This window comes from Streptomyces coelicoflavus (assembly GCF_003112555.1).
Lineage (GTDB): Bacteria > Actinomycetota > Actinomycetes > Streptomycetales > Streptomycetaceae > Streptomyces > Streptomyces coelicoflavus.
The window spans coordinates 275,882-300,410 of the sequence record NZ_BEWB01000010.1; the positions used below are offsets into that span (position 1 = coordinate 275,882).

22 protein-coding genes are annotated in these 24,529 nt (G+C 71.3%); 19 read left to right on the forward strand and 3 right to left on the reverse strand.

What is annotated here, in order from left to right:
- Positions 1-207: 207 nt before the first annotated feature.
- The gene (locus tag Sco07f_RS25145; protein ID WP_108989265.1) at positions 208-2,406 is read right to left on the reverse strand and encodes an elongation factor G-like protein EF-G2; all 2,199 of its coding nucleotides are present in this window, start codon (positions 2,404-2,406) and stop codon (positions 208-210) included.
- Positions 2,407-2,669: 263 nt separating this feature from the next.
- Here Sco07f_RS25145 and pgsA point away from each other — a divergent pair, with 263 nt between their 5' ends.
- From pgsA to Sco07f_RS25225, 16 genes are all read left to right on the forward strand, one after another.
- Entirely contained in the window at positions 2,670-3,338 is a 669-nt protein-coding gene (pgsA, locus tag Sco07f_RS25150; RefSeq protein ID WP_108989266.1) for a phosphatidylinositol phosphate synthase, read from the forward strand.
- The gene (locus tag Sco07f_RS25155; protein ID WP_087791950.1) at positions 3,335-4,264 is read left to right on the forward strand and encodes a phosphatidylinositol mannoside acyltransferase; all 930 of its coding nucleotides are present in this window, start codon (positions 3,335-3,337) and stop codon (positions 4,262-4,264) included. Before pgsA ends, Sco07f_RS25155 begins: the two co-directional genes overlap by 4 nt.
- Entirely contained in the window at positions 4,261-5,424 is a 1,164-nt protein-coding gene (locus tag Sco07f_RS25160) for a glycosyltransferase family 4 protein (protein ID WP_108989267.1), read from the forward strand. Before Sco07f_RS25155 ends, Sco07f_RS25160 begins: the two co-directional genes overlap by 4 nt.
- An 869-nt stretch (positions 5,425-6,293) precedes the next feature.
- Positions 6,294-6,836, forward strand: a complete 543-nt coding sequence (locus tag Sco07f_RS25165) for a membrane protein (RefSeq protein ID WP_007447575.1) — start codon at positions 6,294-6,296, stop codon at positions 6,834-6,836.
- Between the two features lie 112 nt (positions 6,837-6,948).
- Positions 6,949-7,860, forward strand: coding sequence for a pyridoxal 5'-phosphate synthase lyase subunit PdxS (pdxS, locus tag Sco07f_RS25170; RefSeq protein WP_007447573.1), 912 nt, complete (start codon positions 6,949-6,951; stop codon positions 7,858-7,860).
- A gap of 12 nt (positions 7,861-7,872) precedes the next feature.
- Positions 7,873-8,481: a pyridoxal 5'-phosphate synthase glutaminase subunit PdxT gene (pdxT, locus tag Sco07f_RS25175; RefSeq protein ID WP_108989268.1), complete on the forward strand. Its 609-nt coding sequence runs from the start codon at positions 7,873-7,875 to the stop codon at positions 8,479-8,481.
- Between the two features lie 49 nt (positions 8,482-8,530).
- Positions 8,531-9,283, forward strand: a complete 753-nt coding sequence (locus tag Sco07f_RS25180) for a YebC/PmpR family DNA-binding transcriptional regulator (protein ID WP_007447571.1) — start codon at positions 8,531-8,533, stop codon at positions 9,281-9,283.
- Between the two features lie 114 nt (positions 9,284-9,397).
- Complete coding sequence (ruvC, locus tag Sco07f_RS25185) at positions 9,398-9,955, forward strand: crossover junction endodeoxyribonuclease RuvC (RefSeq protein WP_042825785.1); 558 nt, start codon at positions 9,398-9,400, stop codon at positions 9,953-9,955.
- Positions 9,952-10,557: a Holliday junction branch migration protein RuvA gene (ruvA, locus tag Sco07f_RS25190; protein ID WP_042825788.1), complete on the forward strand. Its 606-nt coding sequence runs from the start codon at positions 9,952-9,954 to the stop codon at positions 10,555-10,557. Before ruvC ends, ruvA begins: the two co-directional genes overlap by 4 nt.
- Before the next feature lie 47 nt (positions 10,558-10,604).
- Positions 10,605-11,678, forward strand: a complete 1,074-nt coding sequence (ruvB, locus tag Sco07f_RS25195) for a Holliday junction branch migration DNA helicase RuvB (RefSeq protein ID WP_007447568.1) — start codon at positions 10,605-10,607, stop codon at positions 11,676-11,678.
- 175 nt (positions 11,679-11,853) lie between these two features.
- Positions 11,854-12,363: a preprotein translocase subunit YajC gene (gene yajC, locus Sco07f_RS25200; protein ID WP_007447567.1), complete on the forward strand. Its 510-nt coding sequence runs from the start codon at positions 11,854-11,856 to the stop codon at positions 12,361-12,363.
- 135 nt (positions 12,364-12,498) lie between these two features.
- Positions 12,499-14,292, forward strand: a complete 1,794-nt coding sequence (gene secD, locus Sco07f_RS25205) for a protein translocase subunit SecD (RefSeq protein ID WP_167468218.1) — start codon at positions 12,499-12,501, stop codon at positions 14,290-14,292.
- 3 nt (positions 14,293-14,295) lie between these two features.
- The gene (gene secF, locus Sco07f_RS25210) at positions 14,296-15,417 is read left to right on the forward strand and encodes a protein translocase subunit SecF (protein ID WP_108989269.1); all 1,122 of its coding nucleotides are present in this window, start codon (positions 14,296-14,298) and stop codon (positions 15,415-15,417) included.
- Positions 15,414-15,962: an adenine phosphoribosyltransferase gene (locus tag Sco07f_RS25215; protein ID WP_007447562.1), complete on the forward strand. Its 549-nt coding sequence runs from the start codon at positions 15,414-15,416 to the stop codon at positions 15,960-15,962. Before secF ends, Sco07f_RS25215 begins: the two co-directional genes overlap by 4 nt.
- A gap of 173 nt (positions 15,963-16,135) precedes the next feature.
- Complete coding sequence (gene relA / locus Sco07f_RS25220) at positions 16,136-18,679, forward strand: GTP pyrophosphokinase (RefSeq protein WP_007447560.1); 2,544 nt, start codon at positions 16,136-16,138, stop codon at positions 18,677-18,679.
- A 266-nt stretch (positions 18,680-18,945) separates the two neighbouring features.
- A complete protein-coding gene (locus Sco07f_RS25225; RefSeq protein ID WP_108989270.1) occupies positions 18,946-19,170 on the forward strand; it encodes a tetratricopeptide repeat protein in 225 nt (74 codons plus the stop codon).
- Positions 19,171-19,230: 60 nt separating this feature from the next.
- On the opposite strand, the gene Sco07f_RS25230 is transcribed toward Sco07f_RS25225, so the two are convergent.
- The gene (locus Sco07f_RS25230) at positions 19,231-20,460 is read right to left on the reverse strand and encodes a DUF349 domain-containing protein (RefSeq protein WP_007447579.1); all 1,230 of its coding nucleotides are present in this window, start codon (positions 20,458-20,460) and stop codon (positions 19,231-19,233) included.
- Between the two features lie 135 nt (positions 20,461-20,595).
- Positions 20,596-21,429: a peptidylprolyl isomerase gene (locus tag Sco07f_RS25235; protein WP_108989271.1), complete on the reverse strand. Its 834-nt coding sequence runs from the start codon at positions 21,427-21,429 to the stop codon at positions 20,596-20,598.
- Between the two features lie 183 nt (positions 21,430-21,612).
- Here Sco07f_RS25235 and Sco07f_RS25240 point away from each other — a divergent pair, with 183 nt between their 5' ends.
- The 3 genes from Sco07f_RS25240 to Sco07f_RS25250 all read left to right on the forward strand — a co-directional run bounded on the left by Sco07f_RS25240 (position 21,613) and on the right by Sco07f_RS25250 (position 24,471).
- Positions 21,613-22,320, forward strand: a complete 708-nt coding sequence (locus Sco07f_RS25240) for an MBL fold metallo-hydrolase (RefSeq protein ID WP_108989272.1) — start codon at positions 21,613-21,615, stop codon at positions 22,318-22,320.
- 11 nt (positions 22,321-22,331) lie between these two features.
- Positions 22,332-23,594: a histidine--tRNA ligase gene (gene hisS, locus Sco07f_RS25245; protein ID WP_007447555.1), complete on the forward strand. Its 1,263-nt coding sequence runs from the start codon at positions 22,332-22,334 to the stop codon at positions 23,592-23,594.
- A gap of 214 nt (positions 23,595-23,808) precedes the next feature.
- On the forward strand, positions 23,809-24,471 hold the full coding sequence (locus Sco07f_RS25250) for a vitamin K epoxide reductase family protein (protein WP_167468219.1): 663 nt from the start codon (positions 23,809-23,811) through the stop codon (positions 24,469-24,471).
- Positions 24,472-24,529 lie beyond the last annotated feature (58 nt).

Consider the following 24,529-nt stretch of genomic DNA (forward strand, 5'->3'; position numbering starts at 1 on the left):
GGCCTTCCCGACTTCCCTGCCCCGCACACCTGTTGATCTGGTCATCAGCGTATCCGCCTGCACCGTCGTGCGTCACGGGACCGCCAAAGGCGCCCCCACGCGCGCGGGTTGACCCTCGAACGCGCCGTCGTGCGCCGTGCCGGGGACGCCGGCGCGCGGAGCCGGGTCCTCCGGTGCGGGCGGGCCGCACCGGAGGGCCGGGCTCGGTCAGGAGGCCACCCGGACCTCCTCGCGGAGCCGGTCCGCGACCTGCGCCGGCATCGGTTCGTGCCGGGCGTAGCGGCGGTCGAAGCGGGCGGTGCCGTGCGAGAGGGAGCGCAGGTCCACGGCGTAGCGGCCGATCTCGATCTCGGGCACCTCGGCCCTGACGAGGGTCCGGCCGCCGCTGGTCTGCTCGGTGCCCAGCACCTTGCCGCGCCGTCCGGACAGGTCGCTCATGACCGGGCCCACGTAGTCGTCGCCGACCAGCACGCTCACCTCGGCGACCGGCTCCAGCAGATGGATCCTGGCCTCGGCCGCGGCCTCCCTGAGCGCCAGCGCGCCCGCGGTCTGGAACGCGGCGTCGGAGGAGTCCACCGAGTGCGCCTTGCCGTCCAGCAGCGTGATCCGCACGTCGATCAGCGGATGGCCCGCGGCGACGCCCTTGGCGGCCTGCGCGCGTACGCCCTTCTCGACGGACGGGATGAACTGCCTTGGCACGGCGCCGCCGACGACCTTGTCCACGAACTCGATGCCCGAGCCGCCCGGCAGCGGCTCCACCTCGATCTCGCAGATGGCGTACTGCCCGTGCCCGCCGGACTGCTTGACGTGCCGCCCGCGCCCGGCCGCCCGGCCGCCGAACGTCTCGCGCAGGGCGACCCGGTGGGGTACGACGTCGACCTGGACGCCGTAACGGCTGCGCAGCCGTTCCAGGGCCACGTCGGCGTGGGCCTCGCCCAGGCACCACAGGACGACCTGGTGGGTGTCCTGGTTGTGCTCCAGGCGCATCGTCGGGTCCTCGGCGACCAGCCGGGCCAGGCCCTGGGAGAGCTTGTCCTCGTCGGGTTTGCTGTGCGCCTCGATGGCGAGCGGCAGCAGCGGGTCGGGCATCTCCCAGGGGGCCATCAGCAGCGGGTCGTCCTTGGCCGAGAGGGTGTCCCCGGTCTCCGCGCGGGTCAGCTTGGCCACGCAGGCGAGGTCGCCCGCGATCACGTGCGAGACCGGCCGCTGCTGCTTGCCGAACGGCGTCGACAGGGCGCCGATCCGCTCGTCGACGTCGTGGTCCTCGTGCCCGCGGTCGGTCATCCCGTGCCCGGACACGTGCACCGTCTGGTCGGCGCGCAGGGTGCCGGAGAAGACGCGGACCATCGAGATCCGGCCGACGTACGGGTCGGAGGACGTCTTGACGACCTCCGCGACCAGCGACTCCTCCGGGTCGCACATCCGCAGTTCGCGCCCGGCGCCCTCCGGGGTGGTGACCCGCGGCGCGGTGCGCTCCAGGGGCGTCGGGAAGCCGCGCGTGATCAGTTCCAGCAGCTCGACCGTGCCCAGCCCCTGCCGGGCGCCGTCGGCGGCGGGGGCGGCGGCCAGCACGGGGAAGAACACCCCGCGCGCGACGGCGCGCTCCAGATCCTCGATGAGCGTCTTGACGTCGACCTGCTCGCCGCCCAGATAGCGCTCCATGAGGGTCTCGTCCTCGCTCTCCGAGATGATCCCCTCGATCAGCAGCGAGCGGGCCTCGTCGAGTTGCGGCAGCTCCGCCTCGCCGGGCTCCGATGCCACGCGCTCGCCGGACGCGTAGTCGAACAGCTTCCGCGACAGCAGCCCCACGAGCCCCGTCACGGGCGCGTGTCCGTCGGGGGCGGGCGGACCGTGCAGCGGGAGGTACAGCGGCAGTACGGCGTCGGGGTCGTCGCCGCCGAAGGCCTCCGCGCAGATCCGCGTCATCTCCTCGAAGTCCGCGCGGGCGGCCTCCAGGTGCGTGATCACGATGGCGCGCGGCATGCCGACGGCGGCGCACTCCTCCCAGACCATGCGGGTCGCGCCGTCCACGCCGTCGGAGGCCGAGACGACGAAGAGGGCCGCGTCCGCCGCGCGCAGACCGGCCCTCAGCTCACCGACGAAGTCGGCGTATCCGGGTGTGTCCAGCAGGTTGATCTTGATGCCGTCCCATTCGACCGGCACCAGGGAGAGCTGTACGGAGCGCTGCTGGCGGTGCTCCATGTCGTCGTAGTCCGAGACGCAGCCGCCGTCCTCCACGCGGCCCGCCCGGTTCACCGCTCCCGCCGTCAGCGCGAGAGCTTCCACCAGGGTCGTCTTGCCCGAGCCGGAGTGGCCGACCAGCACCACGTTCCTCACGGACGTGGGGTGGTCGGCCGCCGTTGCCCTTCCGGCGGCTCCGGTATGGGTGTGTGCCTTGTCGCCCATGTCCTTGCCTCCCGTGCACGGTGAGGTCACTGTGGGCGCGGACACGCGGGACCGCGTGCACTGGCGGCTCCGGCGACGCCCGCGGTCCTTCGAGCTTTCCACTCCCGTCACGCCGCGTCCATACGAAGGACCCGATCCCGGCGCCCACCGGCCGCTCGCCCACGGCTCCGGGTGCCCGGCCACCGCCCACGTGCGCGCGTGACTACGATGGGCCAGCCGGTGGCCAGCGAGGGCCGCGGCGCACACCGACCGTCGGGAAGGCCATGCTGAACAAGTACGCGCGTGCATTTTTTACGCGTGTCCTCACACCGTTCGCCGCGTTTCTCATCCGCCGGGGCGTCAGCCCGGACACGGTCACGCTGATCGGCACCGCCGGTGTGGTCGCGGGTGCGCTGGTCTTCTACCCCATGGGTGAGTTCTTCTGGGGCACGGTGGTGATCACGCTCTTCGTCTTCTCCGACCTGGTCGACGGCAACATGGCCCGCCAGCTGGGCCGCTCCAGCCGCTGGGGCGCGTTCCTGGACTCCACCCTCGACCGGGTCGCCGACGGCGCGATCTTCGGCGGCCTCGCCCTCTGGTACGCGGGCGGTGGCGACGACAACGTGCTGTGCGCCGTGTCGATCTTCTGCCTCGCCAGCGGGCAGGTGGTGTCGTACACCAAGGCGCGCGGCGAGGCGATCGGCCTGCCGGTGGCCGTCAACGGACTGGTCGAGCGCGCCGAGCGCCTCGTCATCTCGCTGGTCGCCGCCGGAATCGCCGGGCTGCACAAGTTCGGCGTCCCCGGCATCCAGTACCTGCTGCCGGTCGCCCTGTGGATCGTCGCCGTCGGCAGCCTCGTCACGCTGGTCCAGCGCGTCGTCACGGTCCGCCGTGAGGCCGCGGAGGCGGACGCCGCCGCGCAGGACAGCCAGGGCACCGAGGCGGCCAAGTGAGCGCTCGGGACCGGCTGACCGACGGTCTGTACGGCGCCGGCTGGGGCACCGTGAAGAAGCTCCCCGAACCCGCCGCCGTGCGCCTCGGCCGCACCATCGCCGACATCGCGTGGAAGCAGCGCGGCGCGGGGGTGCGCCGCCTGGAGAGCAACTACGCGCGCGTGGTGCCCGGTGCGAGCCCCGAGCGGCTCGCCGCCCTCTCGCGCGCGGGCATGCGCTCGTACCTGCGTTACTGGATGGAGTCCTTCCGGCTCCCCGCGTGGAGCACCGAGCGGATCAAGGGCGGCTTCGCCCCCAAGGACCTGCACCACCTCACCGACGGCATGGACGCCGGCAAGGGCGTGATACTCGCCCTGCCGCACCTGGCCAACTGGGACCTCGCGGGCGCCTGGGTCACCACGAAGCTCGGCATCCCGTTCACCACCGTCGCCGAGCGCCTCAAGCCGGAGACGCTGTACGACCGTTTCGTCGCCTACCGCGAGGGCCTCGGCATGGAGGTCCTGCCGCACAGCGGCGGCACCGCCTTCGGCACGCTGGCGCGACGGCTGCGCGACGGGGGTCTGGTCTGCCTGGTCGCCGACCGCGACCTGTCCGCCTCCGGCGTGGAGGTCGAGTTCTTCGGCGAGACCGCCAGGATGCCGGCGGGCCCCGCCCTGCTCGCCCAGCAGACGGGCGCGCTGCTGCTGCCGGTGACGCTCTGGTACGACGACTCGCCCGTGATGCAGGGCCGCGTCCACCCGCCGGTCGAGGTGCCCGAGTCAGGCACCCGGGCCGAGAAGGCGTCTGTCATGACACAGGCGCTGGCCGACGCCTTCGCCACGGGGATCGCCGACCACCCGGAGGACTGGCACATGCTGCAGCGCTTGTGGCTCAAGGATCTCGACCCGGCCAAGGCGCCGGGGGCTCGCGAGCGGGGCGCCCAGTGAGGATCGGCATCGTCTGCCCGTACTCCTGGGACGTGCCGGGCGGCGTCCAGTTCCACATCCGGGACCTCGCCGAGTACTTCATCCGGCTCGGCCACGAGGTGTCCGTCCTCGCCCCGGCCGACGACGACACCCCGCTGCCCCCGTACGTCGTCTCCGCGGGCCGCGCGGTGCCGGTGCCGTACAACGGCTCGGTGGCCCGGCTGAACTTCGGCTTCCTGTCGGCGGCCCGGGTCCGGCGCTGGCTGCACGAGGGCGCCTTCGACGTCATCCACATCCACGAGCCGACCTCGCCCTCGCTGGGCCTGCTGACCTGCTGGGCGGCGCAGGGCCCGATCGTGGCCACCTTCCACACCTCCAACCCCCGCTCCCGCGCGATGATCGCCGCGTACGCGATCCTCCAGGCCGCCCTGGAGAAGATCAGCGCCCGGATCGCGGTGAGCGAGTATGCCCGCCGCACCCTGGTCGAGCACCTGGGCGGCGACGCGGTCGTCATCCCCAACGGCGTCGACGTCGACTTCTTCGCCGACGCGGAGCCCAAACCCGAGTGGCAGGGCGACACGATCGGCTTCATAGGGCGCATCGACGAGCCCCGCAAGGGCCTGCCGGTGCTCATGCGGGCGCTGCCCAAGATCCTCGCCGCCCGTCCGCAGACCCGGCTCCTGGTCGCCGGCCGGGGCGACGAGGAGGAGGCGGTCGAGAGCCTGCCGAAGGAACTGCGGTCCCGCGTGGAGTTCCTCGGCATGATCAGCGACGAGGACAAGGCCCGCTTCCTGCGCAGCGTCGACCTGTACGTCGCGCCCAACACCGGCGGCGAGAGCTTCGGCATCATCCTCGTCGAGGCCATGTCGGCGGGCGCCCCCGTCCTCGCCGCCGACCTGGACGCCTTCGCCCAGGTCCTCGACCAGGGGGCGGCCGGTGAACTCTTCCCCAACGAGGACGCCGACGCCCTGGCCGACGCGGCCGTACGCCTGCTGGCCGACCCTGACCGCCGTGCCGCGCTGACGGAGCGGGGCAGCGCCCACGTACGGCGCTTCGACTGGTCCACCGTGGGCGCGGACATCCTGTCCGTCTACGAGACGGTCACCGCCGGAGCGGCGGCCGTGGCGACGGACGACCGCGCGACGGGCCTGCGGGCCCGCTTCGGCCTGGCGCGGGACTGACCACCGGCTCACACGGGGCCATCGGCGGCGCCTGCTCGCCGGCCACGGGCCTGCGGGCCGCTTCGGGCCGGCGGGGGACTGACACGCCGCCGTAGGCGGGCCTGCGGCGGCGCCTGCTCACCGGCAGCGCCCGCTCACCGGCAGCGCCCGCTCACCGGCGGCGCCTGCCCTCCGGGCGGCGGGGGACTGACACGCCGCCGTACGCGGGCCTGCGGTGGCTCCTGCTCACCGGCAGCGTCCGTTCACCGGCGGCGCCCGTTCACCGGCGGCGCCCGTTCACCGGCGGCGCCCGTTCACCGGCGGCGCCCGTTCACTGGCGGCGCCTGCCCTCCGGGCGGCAGGCCCGGGGGTTCGTTTCCTCCTGGCGGGGAGTGAGCCGCCGCCGTACAGGGGGCCACCGGCGGCGCCTGCCCACCGCGCGACGGGCCTGCGGGCCCGCTTCGACCTGGTGAGGGAATGACCCGCCGGCCCGCACCGGCCCACGGGCGCGCACGAGCCCACGCGCGCGTACGGCCACTGCTGGGCACGGGGCCGACCGGGGCCGGTACCGCCAGGCCACCGTCGAGCGCGGTCGGCCCGCAGGCGCGGGGCGACCGTCCGGCGTGCACGGGCGGGCGCGGCCGTCCGGCAGGCCACAGGGCCGTCGTCGCGGCCGGAGACACGTCGCGCACCGAGTCACCGGCGTGCGGGAGGCTACGGGCGCGCACGACGCCCCCAGGACGCACGGCGTCCTCATAGCGCAGGGCGCCCACCGGACGCACGGCGTCCTCCGAGCGCAGGGCGCCTACCGGACGCACGGCGTCCTCCGAGCGCACCGGCGCCCACCGGCCGCACTCGGCCCGCGCGGCCCACCGATAGGGTTGCGGCCCGTGACCGCAACCCTCATCTGGATCCTGGTCGTCCTCGTCGCCGTCGGCCTGTACCTCAGCTGGACGGCGGGCCGCCTGGACCGGCTGCACGCCCGGATCGACGCCGCCCGTGCCGCCCTGGACGCGCAGTTGCTGCGCAGGGCGTCCGTGGCCCAGGAACTCGCCACCTCCGGCGTGCTCGACCCGGCCGCCTCCATGGTCCTCTACGAGGCCGCACACGCCGCCCGGCAGGCCGAGGAGGAGCTGCGGGAGGTCGCCGAGAGCGAGCTGAGCCAGGCCCTGCGCGCCGTCTTCGCCGACGCGCACCAGGTGGACGCCCTGCGCGAGGCGCCCGGGGGAGAGGCGGCGGCCCACGAACTCGCCGAGGCCGTGCGGCGGGTGCCGATGGCCCGGCGCTTCCACAACGACGCGGTGGGAGCCGCCCGCAGACTGCGCGAGCACCGCAAGGTCCGCTGGTTCCGCCTCGCCGGGCACGCGCCCTTCCCGCTCGCCTTCGAGATGGACGACGAGTCGCCGGCCGCCCTGGTGGAGCGGGCGGCGTAACGCCAGGGGGACGAAAACGATCCACCGGCTACTCATTGGCCCTTGCTGTGGCCTGCTCGCCTCGCGTTTCCTCGTTGCTGCACAAACCCCCCTTCTCCTCAGCGAGGTACCCGTGTCCAGCACGCTCCCCGAAAACCAGGCATCCGAGACCGGCACCGCCCGCGTGAAGCGCGGCATGGCCGAGCAGCTCAAGGGCGGCGTCATCATGGACGTCGTCACGCCGGAGCAGGCGAAGATCGCCGAGGACGCGGGCGCCGTGGCCGTCATGGCCCTGGAGCGCGTCCCCGCCGACATCCGCAAGGACGGCGGCGTGGCCCGGATGTCCGACCCGGACATGATCGAGGGCATCATCGGCGCCGTCTCCATCCCCGTGATGGCCAAGTCCCGCATCGGCCACTTCGTCGAGGCCCAGGTCCTTCAGTCCCTCGGCGTCGACTACATCGACGAGTCCGAGGTCCTCACCCCGGCCGACGAGGTCAACCACAGCGACAAGTTCGCCTTCACCACCCCCTTCGTCTGCGGCGCCACCAACCTGGGCGAGGCCCTGCGCCGGATCGCCGAGGGCGCCGCGATGATCCGCTCCAAGGGCGAGGCCGGCACCGGCAACGTCGTCGAGGCCGTCCGCCACCTGCGCCAGATCAAGAACGAGATCGCCCGGCTGCGCGGCTACGACAACAACGAGCTGTACGCCGCCGCCAAGGAGCTGCGCGCCCCCTACGAGCTGGTCAAGGAGGTCTCCCAGCTGGGCAAGCTGCCGGTCGTCCTCTTCTCGGCCGGCGGTGTGGCCACCCCGGCCGACGCCGCGCTGATGCGTCAGCTCGGCGCCGAGGGCGTCTTCGTCGGCTCCGGCATCTTCAAGTCCGGCGACCCGGCCAAGCGCGCCGCCGCCATCGTGAAGGCGACCACCTTCTACGACGACCCGAAGATCATCGCGGACGCGTCCCGCAACCTCGGCGAGGCCATGGTCGGCATCAACTGCGACACCCTCCCCGAGACCGAGCGCTACGCCAACCGCGGCTGGTAGGGCTCCCGACCCATGAGTGACACCCCCGTCATCGGCGTCCTGGCCCTCCAGGGCGACGTACGGGAGCACCTCGTCGCCCTGGCCGTGGCCGACGCCGTGGCCAGGCCGGTGAGGCGCCCCGAAGAACTCGCCGAGGTGGACGGCCTGGTCATCCCCGGCGGTGAGTCCACCACCATCTCCAAGCTCGCCGTCCTCTTCGGCGTGATGGGACCCCTCCGCGCGCGCGTGCGGGACGGCATGCCCGTCTACGGCACCTGCGCCGGCATGATCATGCTGGCCGACAAGATCCTCGACCCCCGCTCCGGGCAGGAGACGGTCGGCGGCATCGACATGATCGTGCGCCGCAACGCCTTCGGGCGGCAGAACGAGTCCTTCGAGGCCGCCGTCGACGTCCGGGGCGTCGAGGGCGATCCCGTGGAGGCCGTTTTCATCCGCGCCCCCTGGGTCGAGTCCGTGGGCGCCGCCGCCGAGGTGCTCGCCGAGCACGACGGCCACATCGTCGCCGTCCGCCAGGGCAACGCGCTGGCCACCTCGTTCCACCCGGAACTGACCGGCGACCACCGCGTGCACCGGCTCTTCGCCGACATGGTGCGCGCGAACCGGGCCGCTCAGTCCTTGTAGGATTCCTGCGTTCGTTGCAGGAGATGGGTTACGCGAAGGAGACAGGCAGATGTCCGGCCACTCTAAATGGGCTACGACGAAGCACAAGAAGGCCGTGATCGACGCCAAGCGCGGCAAGCTCTTCGCGAAGCTGATCAAGAACATCGAGGTCGCGGCGCGCATGGGCGGCGTCGACATCGAGGGCAACCCGACGCTGTACGACGCCATCCAGAAGGCGAAGAAGCAGTCGGTCCCGAACAAGAACATCGACTCAGCGGTCAAGCGCGGCGGCGGCCTGGAGGCCGGCGGCGCCGACTACGAGACGATCATGTACGAGGGCTACGGCCCCAACGGCGTCGCGGTGCTCATCGAGTGCCTCACCGACAACCGCAACCGCGCCGCCTCCGACGTCCGCGTCGCCATGACCCGCAACGGCGGCTCCATGGCCGACCCGGGCTCGGTGTCGTACCTGTTCAACCGCAAGGGCGTCGTGATCGTGCCCAAGGGCGAGCTGGGTGAGGACGACGTTCTCGACGCCGTCCTGGACGCGGGAGCGGAGGAGGTCAACGACCTCGGCGAGTCCTTCGAGGTGCTCAGCGAGGCCACCGACCTGGTCGCGGTCCGCACCGCCCTCCAGGAGGCGGGCATCGACTACGAGTCGGCCGACGCCAACTTCGTCCCGACCATGCAGGTCGAGCTGGACGAGGAGGGCGCCCGGAAGATCTTCCGGCTCATCGACGCCCTGGAGGACAGCGACGACGTGCAGAACGTCTTCGCCAACTTCGACGTGAGCGACGAGGTCATGGAGAAGGTGGACGCATAGGCCGAGCCCTGTGCTCAGCGGGCCGACGGGGACACAACCCGTCGGCCCGTCGCTTTGTCGGTGGCACCCGATAGCCTGCACAAACAGGTGATCGGCGAGAGGGGTGGGCAGAGCGTGCGCGTACTGGGGGTGGACCCGGGGCTGACCCGTTGCGGGGTCGGCGTCGTGGAGGGCGTCGCGGGCCGGCCGCTCACCATGATCGGCGTCGGTGTCGTCCGCACGCCCGCGGACGCCGACCTCGGCCACCGCCTCGTCGCCGTCGAGCAGGGCATCGAGCAGTGGCTGGACGAGCACCGGCCGGAGTTCGTCGCCGTGGAGCGCGTCTTCAGCCAGCACAACGTCCGCACCGTCATGGGCACCGCCCAGGCCAGTGCCGTCGCCATCCTGTGCGCCTCCCGGCGCGGCATCCCCGTCGCCCTGCACACCCCCAGCGAGGTCAAGGCCGCCGTCACCGGCAGCGGCCGCGCCGACAAGGCACAGGTCGGTGCCATGGTCACCCGCCTGCTGCGGCTCGCCGCCCCGCCCAAGCCGGCCGACGCCGCCGACGCCCTCGCCCTCGCCATCTGCCACATCTGGCGCGCCCCCGCCCAGAACCGGCTCCAGCAGGCCGCGGCCCTGCACGCGTCCCGCGCCCCCCGCACCCCGCACGTCCCGAAAGGCCGTACGACATGATCGCCTTCGTCAGCGGCACCGTCGCCGCCCTCGCCCCCGACGCCGCGGTGGTCGAGGTCGGCGGCGTCGGCATGGCCGTCCAGTGCACGCCGAACACGCTCTCCACCCTGCGGCTCGGCAAGCCCGCCAGGCTGGCCACCTCCCTCGTCGTCCGCGAGGACTCGCTCACCCTCTACGGCTTCGCCGACGACGACGAGCGCCAGGTCTTCGAGCTGCTCCAGACCGCCAGCGGCGTCGGACCCCGCCTCGCCCAGGCCATGCTCGCCGTGCACCAGCCCGACGCCCTGCGCAGAGCCGTCTCCACCGGAGACGAGAAGGCGCTCACCGCCGTCCCCGGCATCGGCAAGAAGGGCGCGCAGAAGCTGCTCCTGGAGCTGAAGGACCGGCTCGGCGAGCCCATCGGTGCCCCCGCCGTCGGCGCGCCGGTCAGCACCGGCTGGCGCGACCAGCTGCACGCCGCCCTGATCGGCCTCGGGTACGCCACCCGGGAGGCCGACGAGGCCGTCTCCGCCGTGGCGCCGCAGGCCGAGGCCGCCGGCGGCACGCCGCAGGTGGGCGCGCTGCTCAAGGCCGCCCTCCAGACGCTGAACCGCGCCCGCTGACCCCGCCCGCCACCACCGACCCGGTGCGCCACGGCAAGGAGAACGAAGTGAACTGGGACGACACGACCGACGCGGAGGCCGCGGCCGAGCGGCTGGTGGGCGCTGTCGCCGACGGCGAGGACCAGGCCGTGGAGGCCGCCCTGCGCCCCAAGGACCTCGGCGAGTTCATCGGCCAGGAGAAGGTCCGCGAGCAGCTCGACCTGGTGCTGCGCGCCGCACGCGCCCGTGGCGCCACCGCCGACCACGTACTGCTCTCCGGCGCCCCCGGCCTCGGCAAGACCACCCTCTCGATGATCATCGCGGCCGAGATGGAAGCGCCCATCCGCATCACCTCCGGACCCGCCATCCAGCACGCCGGCGACCTCGCGGCGATCCTCTCCTCCCTCCAGGAGGGCGAGGTCCTCTTCCTCGACGAGATCCACCGCATGTCGCGGCCCGCCGAGGAGATGCTCTACATGGCGATGGAGGACTTCCGCGTCGACGTCGTCGTCGGCAAGGGCCCCGGCGCCACCGCCATCCCCCTGGAGCTTCCCCCGTTCACCCTGGTCGGCGCCACCACGCGCGCGGGCCTGCTGCCGCCCCCGCTGCGCGACCGCTTCGGCTTCACCGCCCACATGGAGTTCTACGGACCGGCCGAACTGGAGCGCGTGATCCACCGCTCCGCCGGCCTGCTCGACGTCGAGATCGACCCCACCGGCGCCGCCGAGATCGCCGGCCGCTCCCGCGGCACCCCCCGCATCGCCAACCGCCTGCTGCGGCGGGTCCGCGACTACGCCCAGGTCAAGGCCGACGGCCTGATCACCCAGGAGATCGCCGAGGCCGCCCTCGCCGTCTACGAGGTCGACGCCCGGGGCCTGGACCGGCTCGACCGGGGCGTGCTGGAGGCCCTCCTCAAGCTGTTCGGCGGCGGACCGGTCGGCCTGTCCACGCTCGCCGTCGCCGTGGGGGAGGAGCGTGAGACAGTGGAAGAGGTCGCCGAACCCTTCCTCGTACGGGAGGGTCTGCTCGCCCGCACCCCACGCGGGCGGGTGGCCACTCCGGCCGCATGGGCACACCTCGGCCTCACCCCGCCGCGTTCGCAGAGTTCAGGAAACGGACAACAGGACTTGTTCGGGGCGTGACGACCCGCTCACACGGGGCACATTCGCCGGAGCAGGAACCCCGGTGCCATGCTGGGCGTTGTTCCATGCGCGCGGACTCGCCTAGACTCCGCCGATGCCGCCCTTGTCGGCGGCGTACACACCCCCAACCATCAGGCCGCTCACCATCGCGGTCGTGTGAAGGAAGTACCGACCCGTGAGTCTCGTGACCCTCCTCCCGTTCATCGTGCTCATCGGGGCCATGTTCCTGATGACCCGGTCGGCGAAGAAGAAGCAGCAGCAGGCCGCCAACATGCGGAACGAGATGCAGCCCGGAACCGGTGTCCGCACCATCGGGGGCATGTACGCCACGGTCAAGGAGGTCAACGACGACACGGTCCTCCTCGACGCCGGCCCGGGCGTCGAGCTGCTCTTCGCCAAGAACTCCATCGGTGCCGTCCTCACCGACGACGAGTACAACCGCATCGTCCACGGCATCGAGCACGACCTGAAGTCCGACGCGGACGTCGTCCCCGACGACGCCTCCTCCCTCACCGAGTCCGACGCCTCCGACAACGACGCCTCCGACGACAAGTCCGTCGACCTCGGCAAGAAGGCCGAGCCCGCAGACGAGACGGCCGACGAGCCGACGGTCGACGCCGCGCCCGCCGAGGCGAAGGCGGACGAGCAGGCGAAGAAGTCCGACGGCGGTTCCGAGGCGAAGTAAGCCGTGCCCCGGGGTGCGCGGGACGGGTTCCCGCGCACCCCGCGTGACGCGCGGCTCGCACGGATCCGGACACCATGTGATGGCCGCCGGTGACGCCTTCTGGGCGCGAAGCGGCCCGAGAGGGAGTACACCAAGGTGGTAGCACCTAAAAAGGGAAAGAATGCGAGCGCTCAGAGTAAGCCCGGGCGCTCGCTGGCCCTGATCCTGATCGCCATCGTGGCGCTCACCGGCGGCATGTTCGCCTCCGGACACACGACTCCGCGTCTCGGCATCGACCTGGCGGGCGGCACGAGCATCACGCTCCGGGCCGTCCCGGAGGCGGGCCAGGAGTCCGCGATCAACAAGACCAACATGGACACCGCGGTCGAGATCATGAACCGCCGTGTCAATGGGCTGGGTGTTTCCGAGGCCGAGGTACAGACCCAGGGCGACCGGAACATCATCGTCAACATCCCCAAGGGGACGAACTCGAAGGAAGCCCGGCAGCAGGTCGGCACCACCGCCAAGCTGTACTTCCGTCCGGTCCTCGCCACCGAACTCTCCGGCGCCAACGCGACCGGCACCCCCTCGGCGAGCGAGACCGGCGGTGCCTCGGACAAGGCCACCGACAAGGCCACGGACAAGGCGACCGACAAGGACAAGGCCACCGACGGGGACAAGGCGAGCGGCACGCCGTCCGACTCCGCCTCGGCGAGCGCCACCACCCAGGGCCGCGCCGCCAGCGACGCCCTGAAGGCCGACCCGAGCCCGTCCGCGACGAGCTCCGACGGCGCCTCCCCGTCCCCGAGCGCCTCCGGCGACGACTCCGCCGCCAAGCTGCAGCAGCAGTACGCGGTCCTGGACTGCACCGACGAGAACGCCCGCGCCAAGGCAGGCGACGGCGCCAAGCCGAGCGAGCAGACCGTGGCCTGCGGCCAGAACTCGCAGGGCCAGTGGCAGAAGTACATCCTCGGAGCCGCCGCGGTCGACGGCACCGAGGTCGACGAGGCCGAGGCCGTCTACAACACGCAGTCCGGCGCCGGCTGGACCGTGACGATGAAGTTCACGGACGAGGGCAGCAAGAAGTTCGCGGACATCACCGGCAAGCTGGCGAAGAACCAGTCCCCGCAGAACCAGTTCGCCATCGTCCTGGACAACGAGGTCGTCTCCGACCCGTACGTCAGCCAGGCACTCACCGGTGGCAGCGCGGAGATCTCCGGCAGCTTCGACCAGGAAGAGGCCCAGAGCCTCGCCAACATGCTGTCCTACGGCGCGCTGCCGCTGACCTTCAAGGAGGACAGCGTCACCACCGTCACCGCCGCGCTGGGCGGTGAGCAGCTCAAGGCCGGTCTGATCGCGGGCGCCATCGGCCTCGCCCTGGTCGTCCTCTACCTGCTGTTCTACTACCGCGGACTGTCGTTCATCGCCGTCTGCTCGCTGCTGGTCTCGGCCGGCCTCACGTACGTGATCATGGCGCTGCTCGGCCCGACCATCGGCTTCGCGCTGAACCTGCCGGCCGTGTGCGGTGCCATCGTCGCCATCGGCATCACGGCGGACTCGTTCATCGTGTACTTCGAACGCGTCCGCGACGAGATCCGGGAGGGCCGCACGCTGCGTCCCGCCGTCGAGCGGGCCTGGCCGCGCGCCCGGCGCACCATCCTCGTCTCCGACTTCGTGTCCTTCCTCGCCGCCGCGGTGCTCTTCGTCGTCACCGTCGGCAAGGTGCAGGGCTTCGCGTTCACGCTGGGGCTGACGACCCTGCTCGACGTGGTCGTGGTGTTCCTCTTCACCAAGCCGCTGCTGACGCTGATGGCCCGGCGCAAGTTCTTCGCGAGCGGTCACAAGTGGTCCGGCCTCGACCCCAAGGCCCTGGGTGCCAAGCCCCCGCTGCGCCGCACCCGCCGTCCGTCCCGTCCTGCCGCCGGCCCTGTCGACCCGAAGGAGGCGTGAGAGATGTCGAAGCTCGGCACACTCGGCGCCCGACTGCACCACGGCGAGGTCGGCTACGACTTCGTCAAGAACCGCAAGATCTGGTACGGCATCTCGATCCTCATCACCATCACGGCCATCGTCGGCCTGGCGGTGCGCGGCCTGCACATGGGCATCGAGTTCCAGGGCGGCGCGGTCTTCACCACCCCGAAGAACATGAGCGCCTCGGTCGCCCAGGCCGAGACCTGGGCGGAGGACGCGTCCGGCCACGACGCGATCGTCCAGAAGCTCGGTGACGGCAGTCTCCGCATCCAGATCTCGGGCACCGACACCCAGCAGTCGGACCAGATCAAGGAAGACCTCTCGCAGAAGCTGGACGTCCCGGCGGAGAAGATCAACGCCGACCTGGTCGGTCCCAGCTGGGGCGACCAGATCGCGAACAAGGCCTGGCAGGGCCTCGGGATCTTCATGGTCCTCGTGGTGATCTACCTGGCGATCGCGTTCGAGTGGCGGATGGCACTGGCCGCCTTCGTCGCCCTGGTCCACGACATCACCATCACGGTGGGCATTTACGCCCTCGTCGGCTTCGAGGTCACACCCGGCACGGTGATCGGTCTGCTGACGATCCTCGGTTACTCGCTCTACGACACGGTCGTCGTCTTCGACAGCCTCAAGGAGCAGACGAAGGACATCACCAAACAGACCCGCTGGACCTACGCGGAGATCGCCAACCGCTCGATCAACAGCACCCTGGTCCGTTCCATCAACACCACGGTGGTCGCACTGCTGCCGGTGGCGGGCCTGCTGTTCATCGGCGGCGGTGTGCTCGGCGCCGGCATGCTCAACGACATCTCGCTGTCGCTGTTCGTCGGTCTCGCCGCGGGTGCCTACTCGTCGATCTTCATCGCCACACCGCTCGTCGCCGACCTCAAGGAGGCCGAGCCGCAGATGAAGAGCCTCAAGAAGCGGGTCCTCGCCAAGCGCGCCCAGGCGTCGGCCAAGGGCGAGGAGGCACCGGCCGCCGCGGACGAGGCACCGTACGCGGAGGACGGGACCGACGACGCGGCAGCCGCGGTCGTCGGGCCCCGCAACCAGCCCACGTCCCGCGGCAGGGGACGCGGCCGGCCGTCGGGGAAGCGCCGATGACCGAGACGACCGACATCACGGAGCTGCTTCTCAGCCGCATCCGGGACGTGGCGGACTACCCGGAGCCGGGCGTGATGTTCAAGGACATCACCCCGCTCCTGGCGGACCCGACCGCGTTCGCCGCCCTGACCGGCGCCCTCGCCGAGATCGCCGGGCGGACCGGCGCCACCAAGGTCGTCGGCCTGGAGGCGCGCGGCTTCATCCTCGGCGCCCCGGTGGCCCTGCGGGCGGGCCTCGGCTTCATCCCCGTGCGCAAGGCGGGCAAGCTCCCCGGAGCCACGCTCAGCCAGGCGTACGACCTGGAGTACGGCTCCGCCGAGATCGAGGTGCACGCCGAGGACCTCAGCGCGGGCGACCGCGTGCTGGTCGTCGACGACGTCCTCGCCACCGGCGGCACCGCCGAGGCCTCGCTGGAGCTGATCCGCCGGGCCGGTGCCGAGGTCGCGGGCCTCGCCGTCCTGATGGAGCTGGGCTTCCTCGGCGGGCGGGCCCGGCTGGAGCCGGCCCTGGCCGGGGCCCCGCTGAAGGCGCTGCTCACGGTCTGAACCACGCGAACCGCACGGCTGGGGCGGGCCCGGAGGAATCCGGCGCCCGCCCCGGACGTTTCACGAGTTGACAGCCCTCACATTGGCCAGAAGGCGATCCTGGAGGGCAGGATCGCTACCATGGGGTATCCGGAGCCTGACCGGGGGACCCGGATCGCGCACGAGGAGTCCTCTTGCCAGACGAGGCCCAGCCACTGACCGCCGCAAAGCCCGAGTCCGCCTCGGCGTCCGCGGCGAAGCCCGCGCCGAGCGCGCCCCAGGCGAAGAACGACACGCGTGGGCCGATCCAGCACGCCCCGTCCGCGCCGGTCGACAAGCCCGCCGAGCAGCAGCCGCGCCCCAAGTCGCTCCCCTCCGAGCGGCCGCAGAACGCGCCCGTGGTGCGCGCCCCCGGCGGGCAGCCCGCCCGCTCCGGCTCCTCCAACCGCGTCCGCGCCCGCCTCGCCCGCCTCGGTGTGCAGCGCGCCAACCCGTACAACCCGGTCCTGGAGCCCCTGCTGCGCATAGTGCGCGGCAACGACCCCAAGATCGAGACGGCGACCCTGCGCCAGATCGAGCGCGCCTACCAGGTCGCCGAACGCTGGCACCGCGGCCAGAAGCGCAAGAGCGGCGACCCGTACATCACGCACCCGCTCGCCGTCACCACCATCCTCGCCGAGCTCGGCATGGACCCGGCCACCCTGATGGCCGGGCTGCTGCACGACACCGTTGAGGACACCGAGTACGGCCTGGAGGACCTGCGCCGCGACTTCGGCGACGTGGTCACCCTCCTCGTCGACGGCGTCACCAAGCTGGACAAGGTCAAGTTCGGCGAGGCCGCGCAGGCCGAGACCGTGCGCAAGATGGTCGTCGCCATGGCCAAGGACCCCCGCGTCCTGGTCATCAAGCTCGCCGACCGCCTGCACAACATGCGCACCATGCGCTACCTCAAGCGCGAGAAGCAGGAGAAGAAGGCGCGCGAGACCCTGGAGATCTACGCGCCGCTCGCCCACCGGCTGGGCATGAACACCATCAAGTGGGAGCTGGAGGACCTCGCCTTCGCGATCCTCTACCCCAAGATGTACGACGAGATCGTCCGCCTGGTCGCCGAGCGCGCCCCCAAGCGCGACGAGTACCTGGCCGTCGTCACCGACGAGGTCCAGCAGGACCTGCGCGCGGCCCGCATCAAGGCGACCGTCACCGGCCGCCCCAAGCACTACTACAGCGTCTACCAGAAGATGATCGTCCGCGGCCGGGACTTCGCGGAGATCTACGACCTGGTGGGCATCCGCGTCCTGGTGGACACCGTCCGCGACTGCTACGCGGCGCTCGGCACGGTCCACGCCCGCTGGAACCCGGTTCCGGGGCGGTTCAAGGACTACATCGCGATGCCCAAGTTCAACATGTACCAGTCGCTGCACACGACGGTCATCGGGCCCGGCGGCAAGCCCGTCGAGCTGCAGATCCGGACCTTCGACATGCACCGCCGCGCGGAGTACGGCATCGCCGCGCACTGGAAGTACAAGCAGGAGGCCGTCGCCGGCGCCTCCAAGGTGCGCACCGACGCCCCCAAGTCGTCCGGCAAGAGCAAGGACGACCACCTCAACGACATGGCGTGGCTGCGCCAGCTCCTCGACTGGCAGAAGGAGACCGAGGACCCGGGCGAGTTCCTGGAGTCCCTGCGCTTCGACCTCTCCCGCAACGAGGTCTTCGTCTTCACCCCCAAGGGCGACGTCATAGCGCTCCCGGCCGGCGCCACCCCCGTGGACTTCGCCTACGCCGTCCACACCGAGGTCGGCCACCGCACCATAGGAGCACGGGTCAACGGACGGCTGGTGCCGCTGGAGTCCACCCTGGACAACGGCGACCTGGTGGAGGTCTTCACCTCCAAGGCGGCCGGCGCGGGGCCGTCCCGCGACTGGCTGGGCTTCGTCAAGTCGCCGCGCGCCCGCAACAAGATCCGCGCCTGGTTCTCCAAGGAGCGCCGCGACGAGGCGATCGAGCAGGGCAAGGACGCCATCGTCCGCGCGATGCGCAAGCAGAACCTGCCGATCCAGCGCATCCTGACCGGCGACTCCCTGGTCACGCTCGCGCACGAGATGCGCTACTCGGACATCTCCGCGCTGTACGCGGCGATCGGCGAGGGCCACGTCTCCGCGCCGAACATCGTGCAGAAGCTCGTCCAGGCGCTCGGCGGCGAGGAGGCGGCCACCGAGGAGATCGACGAGTCGGTCCCGCCGTCCCGGGGCCGCGGCCGCAAGCGCCGGGCCAACGCCGACCCGGGCGTGGTCGTCAAGGGCGTCGACGACGTGTGGGTCAAGCTGGCCCGCTGCTGCACGCCCGTCCCCGGCGACCCGATCATCGGCTTCGTCACCCGCGGCAGCGGCGTCTCCGTCCACCGCAGCGACTGCGTGAACGTGGACTCGCTCTCCCGCGAGCCCGAGCGCATCCTCGAGGTCGAGTGGGCGCCCACCCAGTCCTCGGTCTTCCTGGTCGCCATCCAGGTCGAGGCCCTGGACCGCTCACGGCTCCTCTCGGACGTCACCCGCGTGCTGTCCGACCAGCACGTCAACATCCTCTCGGCGGCCGTCCAGACCTCCCGCGACCGGGTGGCCACCTCCCGCTTCACCTTCGAGATGGGCGACCCCAAGCACCTCGGGCACGTCCTGAAGGCCGTACGCGGCGTGGAGGGCGTCTACGACGTGTACCGGGTGACCTCGGCGCGCAGGCCGTCGTAGCGGAGTGACGGGGGAGCACACCCGGACGGCGAACGCCACACGGCGTTCACCGGTGAACTGCTCGGCAGCCTGCGGGACGGGATGGTGGACGGTCCCGAACTGATCGACCTGGACACCCTGCACCGGGTCCTGGAGGAACGCCTGCGGGCCAAGAACCGGCCACTGCCGCGGCGCTCCCAGGAGAACGGCGTCGGACGGCTCCCGCTCGCGGACGTCTGCGGCGAGCACCGGAGCAAGCCGGCGGCCGGTACGGAAGCCTGGTCGACGTGCAACTGGAGCTGTCGGAGTTGCTGGCCGAGACCGGGCAGGTGCGGGAGGCGATCGAGGTGCTGGAGTTCGCCTTCCAGCGGGTGCACCAGGTGTACGGGCCCGAAGCCGTACTGGTCTGCCGCCGTCTGGCCGACCTGTTGCAGGAGTCCGGCAACCATCTTCAGGCCTGCGAGGTGCTCAAACACGCCCTCGACATCAGCGAGCACGCCGGACCGCGATGAAACGGTGCGGCGGCCCGGCGGACATGCACCGCCGGGCCGCCGTGATCCAGATGCCGAGGATCAGCCGCCGAACTCGTGCAGCCCCTTGAGCGCCTGGTCGAGGAGTGCCTGGCGGCCCTCCAGCTCACGGGCGAGCTTGTCGGCCTTGGCGTCGTTGCCCTGGCTGCGCGCCTGCTCGATCTGGGAGCGCAGCTTGTCGACGGCGGCCTGGAGCTGACCGGTGAGGCCCTCGGCACGCGCGCGTGCCTCCGGGTTGGTCCGGCGCCACTCGGCCTCCTCGGCCTCCTGGAGGGCCCGCTCGACCGCGTGCATCCGTCCCTCGACCTTCGGCCGGGCGTCGCGCGGCACGTGGCCGATCGCCTCCCAGCGCTCGTTGACCGAACGGAACGCGGCACGGGCCGCCTTGAGATCGGTGACCGGGACGAGCTTCTCGGCCTCCGTGACCAGCTCCTCCTTGAGCTTCAGGTTCTCCGTCTGCTCGGCGTCCCGCTCGGCGAAGACCGAGCTGCGGGCGGCGAAGAACACGTCCTGGGCGCCGCGGAAGCGGTTCCACAGGTCGTCCTCGTGCTCGCGCTGGGCGCGGCCCGCGGCCTTCCACTCGGACATCAGGTCGCGGTAGCGCGCGGCCGTCGGTCCCCAGTCCGTCGAGTTCGACAGCGCCTCGGCCTCGGAGACCAGCCGCTCCTTGGTGCGGCGGGCCTCCTCGCGCTGCGCGTCGAGCTGCGCGAAGTGCTGCTTGCGGCGCTTGGAGAACGCCGAGCGCGCGTGCGAGAAGCGGTGCCACAGCTCGTCGTCGGACTTGCGGTCCAGGCGCGGCAGGCCCTTCCAGGTGTCCACCAGGGACCGCAGCCGCTCACCGGCCGCCCGCCACTGGTCCGAGCGCGCCAGCTCCTCGGCCTCGGCGACCAGCGCCTCCTTGGCACCGCGCGCCTCGTCGGACTGCTTGGCCCGCTGGGCCTTGCGCTCCTCGCGCCGGGTCTCCACGAGCGCGACGAGCTTGTCCAGCCGGGCCCGCAGCGCGTCCAGGTCGCCGACCGCGTGGTGCGCGTCCACCTGCTCGCGCAGGTGGTCGACGGCGGTCTGGGCGTCCTTGGCCGACAGGTCGGTGGTCTTCACCCGCTTCTCGAGGAGGCCGATCTCGACAACCAGGCCTTCGTACTTGCGTTCGAAGTAGGCCAGTGCCTCCTCGGGGGAGCCTGCCTGCCAGGAACCGACGACCTGCTCGCCGTCGGCCGTACGCACGTACACGGTCCCCGTCTCGTCGACGCGGCCCCACGGGTCGCTGCTCACAGCGCCTCCTCCACATGATGCCGGCGGAGGGCTTCGCTACCCCCGGGCATCGTCCACAGTTTCGTCACGGCCAACATAGGCGACCGGCGGGGGGCCTGTCCGCATCCCGCACGACCGAACTTTCGCTGATGAGGGTCAGGATTTGGTGACCGTGGCCTTGTCGATCACGACCGTCGCGTTGGGCGCCGTATTGCCCGTCGTGGGGTCGGGTGCCTGAGCCCCGGCCGCCGCGATCCTCTTGAGAACCTTCATCCCGGCGTCCGACACCGTGCCGAACGGCGTGTAGCTCGGGGGCAGCTGGCTGTTCTGGTACACGAGGAAGAACTGGCTGCCGCCGGAGTCCGGCTGCCCGGTGTTGGCCATCGCCACCGTGCCCGCCGGGTACATGTTGTCCTTGAGGCTCTTGTCCTTCAGGTTCTCGTCCGGGATGTTGTAGCCGGGACCGCCGTTGCCCTTGGCGGTGGGGTCGCCGCACTGGAGCACGTAGATGCCCTCGGTGGTGAGCCGGTGGCACTTGGTGTGGTCGAAGTAGCCCTTCCCGGCCAGGAAGTCGAACGAGTTGACGGTGTGCGGTGCCGCCTTCGCCTTCAGCGCGATGTCGATGTCACCGCACGACGTCTCCAGCTTCATCGTGTACTTCGCCGACTCGTCGACGGTCATCGCAGGTTCCTTCTTCCAGGTCTGCGTCTTGACCTTGCCGTCGGCCGGCTTGTCGCACGGGTCGGGAGCCTTGCTCGGCGCCGACGCGCTCGGAGTGACCTCCGCGCTCGCGTTCGTCTTGTCGTCGTCGTCCCCCAGGACCACTCCGGTCGTGTACAGCGCGACACTGCCGATCAGAATCACGCCGAGCACCGACGCTATCGCGGCGTTGCGCATGCGCGCCCTGCGTCGCGCGGAGGTGCGTCGCTGCTGCTGGCGCAAGAACTTCTCCCGGGCGAGCTGACGCCGCCGCTGCTCCTGGGTGACCACCGGGTTCTCTCCTCATGCGTCTTCGTGTGCCGACCGGTACGCGTGGGTGCGATGAGCCGACCGTGGGCGTGTAGCCCCGTACCGTATATGGGTTCGCTGAGGAATCGGCACCGCCGGTAGGCTCTGACCATGGGCGCGACCCGTTCGCAAGCCCACCCGTAACGACCCAAACGAAGGACGATCGTGCTCATTGCCGGGTTCCCCGCCGGGGCCTGGGGGACGAACTGCTACCTCGTCGCCCCCGCCGCCGGTGAGGAGTGCGTGATCATCGACCCGGGCCACCTGGCGGCCCCCGGAGTCGAGGAAGCGATCCGCAAGCATCGGCTCAAGCCCGTCGCCGTCGTCCTCACCCACGGCCACATCGACCACGTCGCCTCGGTCGTCCCGGTGTGCGGCGCCCACGACGTGCCGGCCTGGATCCACCCCGAGGACCGCTACATGATGAGCGACCCCGAGAAGGGGATCGGCCGCAGCATCGGCATGCCGCTCATGGGCGAGCTGACCGTGGGGGAGCCGGACGACGTCAAGGAGCTGACCGACGGCGCGAAGCTGGCGCTGGCGGGCCTGGAGCTGACCGTCGCGCACGCCCCGGGCCATACCAAGGGGTCGGTGACCTTCGGCCTGCCCGAGGCGGCGGACATCCCGCCGGTGATGTTCTCGGGCGACCTGCTGTTCGCCGGCTCCATCGGACGCACCGACTTCCCCGGTGGCTCCATGGACGACATGCTCGAGTCCCTGGCACGCGTGTGCCTGCCGCTCGACGACTCGACCGTGGTGCTCTCCGGACACGGCCCCCAGACGACCATCGGCCAGGAGCGCGCCACCAATCCGTATCTGCGGCAGGTGGCCGCCGGCCAGAGCGCTTCCGACGCGCCCCGACGAGGAATGTGACGAGACCTTCCGTGAGCACCTTCAAGGCCCCCAAGGGCACGTACGACCTGCTGCCGCCCGACTCCGCCAAGTTCCTCGCGGTCCGCGAGGCGATCGCCGCCCCGCTGCGCAACTCCGGCTACGGCTACATCGAGACGCCCGGCTTCGAGAACGTCGAACTGTTCGCGCGCGGCGTCGGTGAGTCGACCGACATCGTGACCAAGGAGATGTACGTCTTCGAGACCAAGGGCGGCGACCGCCTCGCCCTGCGCCCGGAGACCACCGCTCCGGTGCTCCGCGCGGTCCTGGAGGCCAACCTGCACAAGGCGGGCAACCTGCCGGTGAAGGTCTGGTACTCCGGCTCGCAGTACCGCTACGAGCGCCCCCAGAAGGGCCGTTACCGCCACTTCTCCCAGGTCGGCGCCGAGGCGATCGGCGCCGAGGACCCGGCCCTCGACGCCGAACTGATCATCCTGGCCGACCAGTCGTACCGCGCCCTCGGCCTGCGGAACTTCCGCATCCTGCTCAACTCCCTGGGCGACAAGGAGTGCCGTCCCGTCTACCGGGCCGCGCTCCAGGACTTCCTGCGGGGGCTCGACCTGGACGAGGAGACCCTGCGCCGCGCCGAGATCAACCCGCTGCGCGTCCTGGACGACAAGCGCCCGGAGGTGCAGAAGCAGCTCACCGACGCCCCGCTGCTGCGCGACTACCTGTGCGACGCCTGCAAGGCGTACCACGAGGAGGTGCGCGAGCTGATCACGGCGGCGGGCGTGGTCTTCGAGGACGACCCGAAGCTGGTGCGCGGCCTGGACTACTACACGCGCACGACGTTCGAGTTCGTCCACGACGGCCTCGGCTCCCAGTCCGCGGTGGGCGGCGGCGGCCGCTACGACGGCCTGTCCGAGATGATCGGCGGCCCCTCCCTGCCCTCGGTCGGCTGGGCGCTCGGCGTCGACCGCACCGTCCTCGCCCTGGAGGCGGAGGGCATCGAACTGGACATCCCGTCCGCGACCTCGGTCTTCGCGGTCCCGCTGGGCGAGGAGGCCCGCCGGATCCTCTTCGCCAAGGTCACCGAGCTGCGCAAGAACGGCGTCGCCGCCGACTTCTCCTACGGCGGCAAGGGGCTCAAGGCGGCGATGAAGGCGGCCAACCGCTCCGGCGCCCGCTACACCCTGGTCCTGGGCGAGCGCGACCTGGCCGAGGGCGTCGTTCAGCTCAAGGACATGGAGTCCGGCGAGCAGACCGCGATCGGCGTCAACGAGATCGTCGCGGAGCTGGAGTCGAGGCTCGGCTGACCCGCCCGCACCCCGGGCCGACCCGCCCGCACCCCCAGGGCCACGTGTTTTCGCTCGCGCGTGCCCCTGGGGAACGGGTGGTGGCCAAAACGCGCCGCTCAGGAGTGACCGCCGGTCCGTTCATAGGCTCATCGAACGGTGCCCATACAGGCTTGTGCGGCACAATGGCCCCTGCCCGAAGCAGGTCCCACTCTCCAGTGACGGAATCGGCGTGATGAGCAAGACGACAGTGAAGGACGTCTCCACCGTGGCAGAGTCCGCGCCGGACAGCGGCACCCGCACCCCGCGCACCGAGGGCGGCAGCCGCGCCCTCGCCCTGCTGCTGGTGATCACGGGTGCGGCCGGCCTGCTCGCCGCCTGGGTCATCACGATCGACAAGCAGAAGATCCTCGAGGCCAAGGTCGCCGGCACCACGTTCACGCCCGGCTGCAGCCTCAACCCGGTCGTCTCCTGCGGCAACATCATGGAGAGCGACCAGGCCTCCGCCTTCGGCTTCCCCAACCCGATGCTGGGCCTCGTCGCCTACGGCATCGTCATCTGCGTCGGCATGAGCCTGCTCGCCCGCGCCACCTACCCGCGCTGGTACTGGCTCACCTTCAACGCCGGCTGCCTCTTCGGCGTCGGCTTCGTCTCCTGGCTGCAGTTCGAGTCCCTGTACCGGATCAACTCGCTGTGCCTGTGGTGCTGCCTGGCGTGGGTCGCCACGATCCTGATGTTCTGGTACGTGACCTCCTTCAACGTCCGCAAGGGCTTCCTGCCCGCTCCGGGCTGGCTGCGCGGCTTCTTCAGCGAGTTCACCTGGGTCCTGCCGGTGCTGCACATCGGCATCATCGGCATGATGATCCTCACCCGCTGGTGGGACTTCTGGACCAGCTGACGGGCCTTCCGCGCGGGCGGGCCCACCGGGCCCGCCGCGTTGTCGGTGCGGTCCTTTA